Consider the following 9,801-nt stretch of genomic DNA (forward strand, 5'->3'; position numbering starts at 1 on the left):
GCTTGGGCGGCCGCTTGGCGCGGGCCGTGTTCGCGGCCTTGCCGGGGCAGTGGGAAGTCGGGCAGATGGCCGATAACGCGGCGGCGCAGCTATTCTGGCGGCGCGTTATCGCCGACTATTCAGCCGGCGCCTTCACCGAGCATGTGCTGACCGAGGGATGGTGGCAGGGCCGGGTTCAGTGCTTTACCAGCGCTCTACCAGCGCCTTGCCAACAGATCGAACTCGATAGTTAACTCGTCCTGCACCGCCAGCAGGCCGCCGGCGACCGAGAACGGCGTCAGGCCGTAATCGCTTTGGCGCAGCACCAGCGCACCGCGTGCGCGCACCTGCTCTTTCTCGGCGTCTGCACTGGTATTGACATTCAAGGCGATCCATTGCTGGCGGCGCTGACCATGCAGCTCGATTTCGATCAGCGCGGCCAGTTTGGGGGTGGCGCCGGCCATCCGCAACGAGCGAATTCTCACCAACGGGTAGCTGGCGGCCTGCAGGCCGGCCTCGCCCAGCATATTGGCGCGCGTTGCGGCCACCATCTCGGGCGATATGGCCGAGGCCCAGCCGGCGCCCAAGGCGGAGCGGGCTGCTGTCGTGTCGAGCTGCAACTCGTCCAGGCGCAGCGACAGCTCGAAGCCGGCCGCGCCCAGGTCTGTATCGCCGGCCGGCAGCATCACAAAGCCCGTCAGCTTGGGCGCGTTCAGCACATGGTTGTGTCCCAGCCGGGCCGCCCGCCCGGCGCGGAACACATGGATGCTGAGCGTCGAGGCGGCGGCGTCGATCTGCAACAGCGCCGCAGCGTCCGAACCTTGGCGCAGCTCGGCAAAGTCCTCCTTCCAAACGGCCCCAGGCGCTTGCGCGACCAGCGGCGCGGCCGCCTCGGGTGTTGCCGCGCAGCCGCCGAGCAGCAGCACGGCCAGCATCAAGATTCTCGAAAATGGGGTCAGGTTCATATATTTTTAGCAAACAGCCACAAAATGAGCGTTGATTTTGACAGTCCAGCGCTGCCCCGCTGATTTAGCATGGGGTAGCAATGCCACAGTCGAGTACAGGAGACACCCATGGCCGCCAGCCCCTTCCGCCCCGCGCTTGATTTGATGGCGCAATACGCCAGCTACCACCGCGACCGCCGCAATATCGCCACCCATTTCGTCGGCATTCCCCTGATCGTGTTTGCGATCGGGATCTTGCTGGCGCGCGCCGAGCTCAACCTGGGCGGCGTGCAATTGACCGCCGCCTGGCTGCTCTGGGGCGCCAGCACGGCCTGGTATCTGACCCGTGGGAATCTGGTCCTGGGCTTGGCCGTCAGCGCCGTCAATGCCTTGTTGATGGCGGCGGCCGAGCCGCTCGCCGCCGGCAGCGTGGGGGCTTGGTTGAGTTGGGGCATCGGCGCCTTTGTGGCCGGTTGGGTCATCCAGTTCGTCGGCCATTACTACGAAGGCAAGAAGCCGGCCTTTGTCGATGACTTGGTGGGCTTGCTTGTAGGGCCGATGTTTGTCGTCGGCGAGGCGATGTTCGCGCTCGGCTGGGGGCGGGATATGTTGGGCGAGATCGAGCGCCGTGTCGGGCCAACCCATCTGCGCGACCTGGCTCACCCGCTGACATGAGTGAAGCGCCGCAGCCGGCACCGGTTGCGTCGGTGTTGATCATGGGCGCCGGCTCGGTCGGTTGCTATTTGGGTGGCAGCTTGGCCGCCGCGGGTCTGAAGGTCGACTTTGTCGGCCGGCCGCGGGTCTTGGTCGATCTGCGTGCGCAGGGGCTGACGGTCAGCGATTTGGACGGCGGCCGCCACCATTTGCCCGCGTCCGCGCTGCGGCTGCATGACGATCTGCCCGCCGATCTCAGGCCCGATGTGACCCTGCTTTGCGTCAAGAGTGGCGCCACGGCCGAAGCGGCGCAGCAATTGCAAGCGGCCTTGCCGGCCGGCAGCCTGGTCATTTCAATGCAGAACGGTGTCGGCAATGCCGAGCGTGCCAGTGCTGCGGCGCCGGCGCTTGACTGGCGCGCCGGCATGACGCCGTTCAACGTTGCCGAGCTGGCGCCGGGCCAGTTTCACCGCGGCACCATGGGTGCTTTGGCGATGCAGGGCCGGCCGATCGAGCCCGCCTTGGCGGCATTGCGGTTGGCCTTCAAGCGCCAAGGAATGGACCTGCGCCTGTACGAGGACATGCGCGCGGTGCAATGGGGCAAGTTGCTACTCAATTTGAACAACCCGGTCAATGCGATGTCGGGTCTGCCACTGCGCGCTCAGTTGTTGCAACGGGACTACCGGCGCTGTTTTGCGGCCTTGCAAAGCGAGGCCTTGGACGTTTTGGGCGCAGCCGGCATCGAGGTTGCCGCGATGACGCCGCTGCCGCCACGCCGGCTGATCAGCCTGCTGCGCCTGCCGACGCCGCTGTTCCGCCTGCTCGCCGCCCGCCTGCTCAAGATCGACGCCAAGGCCCGCTCCAGCATGGCCGATGACCTAGCCTTAAGCCGGCCGACCGAGATTGACGCGCTGTGCGGCGCGGTGATTCGCTTGGCGCAGTCGCACGGGCGCAGCGCGCCGTTGAACGCCCGCATGGCGGCTTTGGTGAAAGCCTGGGTGCCGGGCCGGCGGCCTTTTTACACGCCGGGCGAATTGCTGGCGGCACTCGGGCTGGCTGAGCGCTGAAATTTTCGGCGGTGAATTTTTCAACCCTCGCGAAGCGGTGTGATGTTGGTGCCGACTAGCATTCACTAGGTTTGTTTCAGCAGTGATCACTCACAATTGATGATTTTTGCCGCCCTCACGGGACGCGATTGAATAGCTTCGGTGGCGAGCCCATGATCAGGGTCAAGCCCCTCTCGCTAAGATGCCTGCACCATCGCGCACCGAATTTGATCCCGCCGTCCCGGAGACCTGCATGAGCTCGCTCAATCCCACCCGTAGCACCACCCAAAGCCCCACCCAGAACCCACCCGCAGCCGCCCAAGGCGACATCTTCGGCGCGCCCGTTTTCCGCGCCGTACTGGCGCCAGCCGCCGCCTTGCCGGCGCAAGACATCAGCGCCGAGGTCTTGCTGGAGAAATACGCCAAGGGCGATGAGCAAACCCTGGACGAGCTGCGCCAGCGCGTGGCCCGTGCCTTGGCGCAGGCCGAGGCGCCCGAGGTGCGCGCCGAGTGGGAGGCACGCTTCCTGGATGCGCAGCGGCGCGGCTTCATCGCCGCCGGGCGCATCAATTCGGCCGCCGGCACCGAGCTGTCCGCCACCTTGATCAACTGCTTTGTGCAGCCGGTCGGTGACTCGATCGCGTCCAGCGAGGACGGCCATCCCGGCATTTACACCGCGCTGACCGAGGCGGCCGAGACGATGCGGCGCGGCGGCGGCGTCGGCTATGACTTCTCGCGCATCCGCCCCTATGGCGCCTGGGTCGGCTCGACCCAGAGCAGCGCCTCCGGCCCGGTCAGCTATATGCGGGTGTTCGACCGCAGCTGCGAGACGGTCGAAAGCGCCGGCAGCCGGCGTGGCGCGCAGATGGGTGTGCTGCGCTGCGACCACCCCGACGTCGAAGAATTCATCCGCGCCAAGGACAAGGGCGACCTGAAGAACTTCAATATCTCGGTCGGCGTCACCGACGTCTTCATGCAGGCGGTCGAAGCTGACGGCGAAATTGAGCTGACCCACAAGGCCGAGCCGGGCAAGCAGCAGCGCGCGGCCGGCGCCTACCAGCGCGGCGACGGGCTGTGGGTCTACCGCAAGCTCAAGGCCCGCGAGCTGTGGGACCAGGTGATGCGCAGCACCTATGACCACGCCGAACCCGGCGTGCTCTTTTTGGACCGCATCAATGTCGATAACAACCTCCACTACTGCGAGTCGATCGCGGCGACGAATCCATGCGCCGAACAGCCGCTGCCGCCTTATGGCTGCTGCTGCCTCGGCTCGGTCAACCTGACCTGCTTTGTGCGCGACCCGTTTGGCCCAAACGCCAGCTTCGATGAAGAGGGTTATGCCGAAGTCTGCCGGGTCGCTACCCGCATGTTGGACAACGTGCTGGACGTAACGCCCTGGCCGTTGCCGGCGCAGCAGCAGGAAGCGGCCAACAAGCGCCGAGTGGGCTTAGGCTTCACCGGCTTAGGCGACACCCTCGTGATGCTGAACCAGCGCTACGACAGCGAGGCCGCGCGCGATGTGGCGCGGCGCTTGAGCGAGCTGATGCGCAATGCCGCTTATGAGGCCTCGGCCGATCTGGCGGTCGAGCGCGGCGCGTTTCCTCTCTTCAATGCCGATCTGTATTTGTCCGGCGGCAATTTCGCCTCGCGCCTGCCGAATGGCCTGAAGGACAAGATCCGCACGCAGGGCCTGCGCAATTCCCACCTGCTCTCGATCGCACCGACCGGCACCATCAGCCTGGCCTTTGCCGACAACGCCTCGAACGGTATCGAGCCGGCCTTCAGCTGGAGCTACACGCGCAAGAAGCGCATGGCCGATGGCTCGTTCAAGGAGTACGCGGTCGAGGACCATGCCTGGCGTTTGTACCGCCATATGTTCGGCAAAGATGCGCCGTTGACCGACGCGTTCGTGACCGCGCTGGAGTTGAGCGCGGCCGATCATGCGGCCATGGTCGCGGCGGTGGCGCCCTTTGTCGACACCTCGATCTCCAAGACCGTCAATGTGCCGGCCGACTACCCCTACGCCGACTTCCAGGACCTCTATACCGACGCCTGGAAGGCCGGGTTGAAGGGCCTGGCCACGTACAGACCCAATAGCATTTTGGGCTCGGTGCTGAGCGTGGAGCCGACCGCCGTCAAGGAGCCCGAGGCGCTAAAGCCGGTGTTGGCCGATGGCAGCAACCAGCGCATGTTGGTAGCCAGGCTACCGAACGCCGTGCTGGCCTCGCTGCGCTGGCCGAGCCGGCCCGAGCTGCCCGGCGGCAACCCGGCCTGGAGCTACATGATTCGGCACCCGCACGGCGACTTCGCGCTCTTCGTCGGCGAGCTGCCGGCGGAAGGGCCCGACGCCGGTCTGTTCGGCAAGAACCTGCCGTTCGAGGTCTGGGTCAATGGTGCCGAGCAGCCGCGCGGCCTGGCGGCGGTGGCCAAGACCTTGTCGATGGATTTGCGCAGCAATGACGCTGCCTGGCTGCGCCTGAAGCTGGACGCGCTGGCCACGGTGGCCGAGGAGCGCGCGTTTGAGATGCCGATCCCGCCCAACGGCGAGTCGCGGCTGTTCCCCGGTGTGGTGGCGGCCACGGCGGCGGTGATCCGCTGGCGCTGCGAGCAGTTGGGTGCCTTGCAAGACGGCGGCGCGACGCCGGTGATCGACGCGATGTTCAGCCGCGAGGAGCCACGCACCAGCACCATGGGCACGCTGGCCTGGGCGGTTGACGTCGACAACCCGGCCACTAACGAGCAATTCACGCTGACGCTGAAAGAGGTCAGCCTGCCGACGCCGGACGGTGGTTTTGTGACCCGTCCGTGTGCGATGGGCTTCTCCGGCAATTACCCGAAGGCACTGGACGGCATGGCGCGCCTGCTCAGCCTGGACATGCGGGTGATGGATCCGGCCTGGATAGGCATGAAGCTGCGCAAATTGCTGAATGTGGGCGAGCCGCTCGGTCACTTCATGGCGCCGGTGCCGACGCTGACCGGCGAGCGTCGCCAGCAAATTTGGCCCTCGACCGTGGCCTATGTGGCGCGGCTCATCATCCATCGCTATGCGATGTTAGGGGTGCTGGATGAGCAGGGTTTGCCGTTGGTCGAGATGGGCTTGTTGCAGGCGCCGATTGCCAAGGTCCATGTCGGCGAGACGGTGCAGGCGATGGCTGGGAGGCCTTGCCCGGAGTGTGGCAACAGCACGATGATTCACAAGGATGGGTGCGATTTTTGTACCGCCTGTGGGTATGTGGGGCAGTGTGGGTGAGGGGTTAGGGCGCGAGGCATAGTGCTCGCGCTTTTAGATCGTGATGGGGCTGGTTTGCTGCAGTTCTTGTGCTCTTCCAGCACCGTGCCGGGTGTTCGCCCAGCCGCATGCAAACGGCTGGGCCCTTGTCGGCCGTCGCAAGCGTTGCTTGCTCGGTGCCGTCTCGGCCCCGGCGGGCGACCTTCTTTCTTGTGCGTACAAGAAAGAAGGCAAAGTTCTCGAAGAGGGGGTTCGCTCACTTCGCACAGCGAAGTTATGCGAACACCAAACCGCCCCTGCCGCATGGCCCTGCGGGTCCGCTTCGTGACAAGGCGCGTGCAAGCGCCTTGTCCTTCGCCAGGCGGCAGGCAAGCCACTTGGCTTGCCTTCGGCCCAGGCTCAGTGCATCGAATTTACCGGGCCGCGCCCAACTCACTGCGCTACGCTCCGTTCAGACAAGGGGCGCGACGCTAGTTCTTGAGGTCGCTGCGCGACGCCCGGCAAATTCTGCGCGCCTCGCCCATGCAACTCGCAAACTTGTGCCGTGAATGTCAGGTCTTGCCTGCACATTCAAGGCTTGACCCCCGAGGTGCGAGGTGCATTTGAGCCAGTATCTGATCCCTAAATCGCGGGCGGTTTCAAAGGGGGTTTGATTCAAGACACCCTAGGGCATGCAGTGTTTGTTAGGGTGCGGCCTTGGGCTGCGAGCCGCGCTGGGCGACCAGGGCAGGCTTCGCAGCACTCATGAGAAACAAAACACCGGGCCAGCGCCGACGAGTCCGATCAAACCTGAACAGAAGGCCCCAAAGATCGCGAAGGAACACGGAAATCCAGTCCCCTTCACATTCTTCGTGAACTTCGCGTCCTTCTGTTCAAAACTTATGCACCACGCAACTCCATCGTTTCTCCGCGAGCGCCGGGTGCCGCCCGGGACCTGGGATGCTCTTAGGCAAGCGCCAGGGCGTCACAGAAACTCAGGTTTTATCTTGGCCGCCTCGCCGGCGAGCTGGGTCAGCCGGGCGGCCTGGCCCAGCACGAAATCACGCAGTTGGGCCGCGAAGAGGCGCTCACCGTCGTCGATGTAGTCGTCCGCCAGGGCCTGTGCCGGCGCGTGTTCTACCGCCAGCTTGGCCAGCCGCGCGGCCTCGCGTTTGAGCAGGTTTCTGTCGATCCCGCAGCGCTGCGCAAAGTCGGCCAACTGAAACGCGCCAACCTCGTCCAGCGAGAAGGCATCGCCCCAGGCCATGGCCAACTCGTGGTCTACGCCCGGGTACTGCAGCACACTGACCAGGTCGTACCAAGGCGCCGGATCTAGCCCCTCGCGGCGCACGAAGAATGAGAAGTTCTTGCCGTGTGCGTCGGAGTTGCCAATCAGGAACTGGAACAAGGCCCACCTCAGCAAGGTCATGCGCGCTACGGCCTTGTTGACCGTCTGCTCGACGCGGGCGAACAGTATTTCGAAGCTCACGCCCTCCCGGATATGGCGGACATGCTCGCCGCTGCCCAAATTGCGCTCGTACTTGTAGCTCTCGGGCAGGTCCGAGGCTTGGGCAGCGTCGATGATGTGCAGGCGCTGCACCGTAGGCCCGTCGGTGTTGCTAGCGACGGCGCGGTCGAAGCGACCGACCACCAGCACCGGCTTCGGCGTCCTGTAGATGCTGACCTCCGCGACGGGCAACTTCATGCGACTGGCCAAGGACATGCAGAAATGTTCGTTGACGACCAGATGGGGCGTTAGCTGACGCGCCGGGTCGGGCTTGAGGATGTGCGTCGAGGCCAATGGCGGCTCGACCAGGAACAGGCGCCCGCCGTCGCCCAGCGGGCGGTCCAGGTAGACCATCAATTTGTCCTGCACGCCCGCAATCGACATGCGGACCTTGCCATCCCAGATCGCCAAGGGCATCTCGTCGCGCGCGGCGATGCGCTGGTCCAGTTCCTCTCGGGTCACTTCACGCGGCGGGATTGGGGCATTGGCGGCATGGGCGACATTGGTGACGATAGCGGGCGGCACTTCATCCGAGCGCCAGAAGCGAAATGCCCCCGTGGTCTCGGTCCCCAGCGCACTGATGAGTGCGTAGATGTTGGACTTCGATACGCGGTAGGTCGTGGCGGCGATGTCGAGCGCGCGACCTTCGGGCAGCAGGTTCTCGACGAAGCGCTTCACGGCGCCGGCGGCATAGCCTTCGGCCGAGGGCTGGAAGGGCAGCGCGGGCGAGAGGGGAAACGCCCCCGGCGCCGCGACCCAGTCCGCGTCGTAGTCCAGCGACCAGCGGTCGTTCAGCGCATCAACGCTGAGCGTGGCCACCTTGCTGTCATCGGCCCAGAGGATGAGCGCGTGCGCGGCGTCGGTAGCACTGTTCATGGCTGCGCCGGACGGTCAGTGCCGGGACGCGCGGCGGACTGCATCAATGGATGGTCCTTGGGCCCGAGCACGAGGGCGAGCCCCAGGCTGTCCAGCACCGCCAGCAGCTTGTCCAGTCGCACGGAGCCCTTGCCGTTTTCGAGGCGGGAGAGCAGGTCGACGGAGACGCCGCTCAACGAGGCCGCATCGTCAATGCGCAGCGACTGCGCTCGGCGACGCGCTCGGACGGCCGGGCCAAGGGCGCCGGGGTCGATGACGCGCAGGAGCTCGGGCGGGGCGAAGGGTTTGGAAGTCATTTCGGAATTCCATGGATTTCGGCCATAGACCGATGCCTGGAAGGTTTATTACTTGAATTCCGAAATTATGTCTCATCAATGCGTGTACAGGTTCGAATTCATTAAATTCCGAAATTTTGAGCGCCGCCATTGGCTTGCCCACCTCGCCTGGCCAGCCCGCCAAGCACGCAAAGACCAGCTAGCCACAGCGCGGCAACTCCCGGTTCCGGCACCGCCGTCACGACCAACCGGACGTCCCCGGCGCCGTAGATTACGTCGAACTCCAACCCCTGGCCGAAGCCGTTGAGCCGGACGGCGTCGAAGCTGGACGTCCCCGACCGGCTGCCGAACTGCAGCACTTCAAAGCTGTCGCCAACCTGGGGTGCGTAGCCGGCGTTCCAGAGCTCCAGCGTGCCGCCGAGCAGCACCGTCCCGGTCAGCTTCAGCAGGTCATGGCCGCCCGCGTCACCGAGTTCGATCTTCAGCGTGCCCTCGGGAGCGAGTGTGACGCTGCCTGCCGTCAGCGTGCCGATAGCACTGCCCGGGCTGATCAGCCCCCGGTTGATGATGGACATCACGGCATCGATGGCGCCGTCGCCGGCCAGCGTGCCGGTGTTCTCAAGCGGCACTCCCGCAGTGACGAGTACGCCGGCGCCGGCCGCCGTGTGGATCAGTCCGGAGTTGCTCAGCCCCGCAGTGAACTGCATCAAGCCGGCGCTAACGTCGAGGCTGCCCTGATTGTCAAATAGCAGGCTGGACACCAGCGTTCGGCCCGCGCCGGTCTTGACGTAGCTGTCGGCATTGACGAAGGTCGACAGCCCGAAGCCGAGCCCATTGAGCGTGCGGGAACCGCCATCGATGTCGCGGAACTCGCCGTTGTTGATGAAGGTGGTCGGCAGCGCACCGCCTTGGCCTATGGTCAAGGCGCCGCCGGACCAAGTGGTCTGTCCGGAGCTCGTGAGGTCGCGGCCCGCTCCTATGATCTTGGCCGCGCTGCCTTCGAGCGTCACCTGGCCGGTGAACAACGTTGCCCCGCTGCCCGCCAGCATGCCCGTTCGCCAGGTGAGGGGCCCATCGAACACCTGGTGGCTGCCGGCCAACGTGCCGCCGTCCAACAGCGTGGGAACGTTGCGGCCGAAGCCCTCCACGGTCACCGTGCCCCCGCTGATAAGCAGGGTACCGTTGCCGCCCAGGATTCCCGTTAGGGTCGGCGTGCCGCCAGCGATGTCGAGCACGCTGCCTGCATTGATCTGCCAGTTGCCGCTGTGCACGCCCGACATGGTCGGCAGCACCAGCGTGCCGGCGCTGACGG

Annotated in this window: 7 protein-coding genes and 1 pseudogene; 4 read left to right on the top strand and 4 right to left on the bottom strand. The window is 65.3% G+C overall.

Going from position 1 to position 9,801, the window contains the following annotated elements; all coding sequences use genetic code 11:
- Positions 1-233, top strand: a pseudogene (locus RMO57_RS20880) (hypothetical protein); the annotation flags it as partial.
- Here RMO57_RS20880 and RMO57_RS20885 read toward each other — a convergent pair.
- The gene (locus tag RMO57_RS20885; protein ID WP_310389954.1) at positions 195-944 is read right to left on the bottom strand and encodes a YceI family protein; all 750 of its coding nucleotides are present in this window, start codon (positions 942-944) and stop codon (positions 195-197) included. The pseudogene RMO57_RS20880 and the gene RMO57_RS20885 overlap by 39 nt on opposite strands.
- Positions 945-1,052: 108 nt before the next feature.
- Here RMO57_RS20885 and RMO57_RS20890 point away from each other — a divergent pair, with 108 nt between their 5' ends.
- The 3 genes from RMO57_RS20890 (at position 1,053) to RMO57_RS20900 (ending at position 5,873) form a co-directional block, all read left to right on the top strand.
- Positions 1,053-1,598, top strand: a complete 546-nt coding sequence (locus tag RMO57_RS20890) for a DUF962 domain-containing protein (RefSeq protein ID WP_310389955.1) — start codon at positions 1,053-1,055, stop codon at positions 1,596-1,598.
- The gene (locus tag RMO57_RS20895; protein ID WP_310389958.1) at positions 1,595-2,644 is read left to right on the top strand and encodes a 2-dehydropantoate 2-reductase; all 1,050 of its coding nucleotides are present in this window, start codon (positions 1,595-1,597) and stop codon (positions 2,642-2,644) included. Before RMO57_RS20890 ends, RMO57_RS20895 begins: the two co-directional genes overlap by 4 nt.
- 232 nt (positions 2,645-2,876) lie before the next feature.
- Positions 2,877-5,873 carry an adenosylcobalamin-dependent ribonucleoside-diphosphate reductase gene (locus tag RMO57_RS20900; protein ID WP_310389959.1) on the top strand — a complete coding sequence of 999 codons (2,997 nt, stop codon included), beginning with the start codon at positions 2,877-2,879 and terminating at the stop codon, positions 5,871-5,873.
- A 943-nt stretch (positions 5,874-6,816) separates the two neighbouring features.
- Here the strand turns inward: RMO57_RS20900 and RMO57_RS20905 are convergent.
- From RMO57_RS20905 to RMO57_RS20915, 3 genes are all read right to left on the bottom strand, one after another.
- On the bottom strand, positions 6,817-8,214 hold the full coding sequence (locus tag RMO57_RS20905) for a HipA domain-containing protein (RefSeq protein WP_310389960.1): 1,398 nt from the start codon (positions 8,212-8,214) through the stop codon (positions 6,817-6,819).
- On the bottom strand, positions 8,211-8,510 hold the full coding sequence (locus RMO57_RS20910) for a helix-turn-helix domain-containing protein (RefSeq protein ID WP_310389961.1): 300 nt from the start codon (positions 8,508-8,510) through the stop codon (positions 8,211-8,213). The genes RMO57_RS20905 and RMO57_RS20910 overlap by 4 nt, the downstream gene beginning before the upstream one ends.
- A 101-nt stretch (positions 8,511-8,611) precedes the next feature.
- Positions 8,612-9,801 (bottom strand): hypothetical protein (locus RMO57_RS20915; RefSeq protein ID WP_310389962.1); only part of this gene is annotated, 1,190 nt, incomplete at its 5' end.

It is taken from the genome of Roseateles sp. (genome assembly GCF_031397715.1).
Classification (GTDB): domain Bacteria; phylum Pseudomonadota; class Gammaproteobacteria; order Burkholderiales; family Burkholderiaceae_C; genus Paucibacter_A.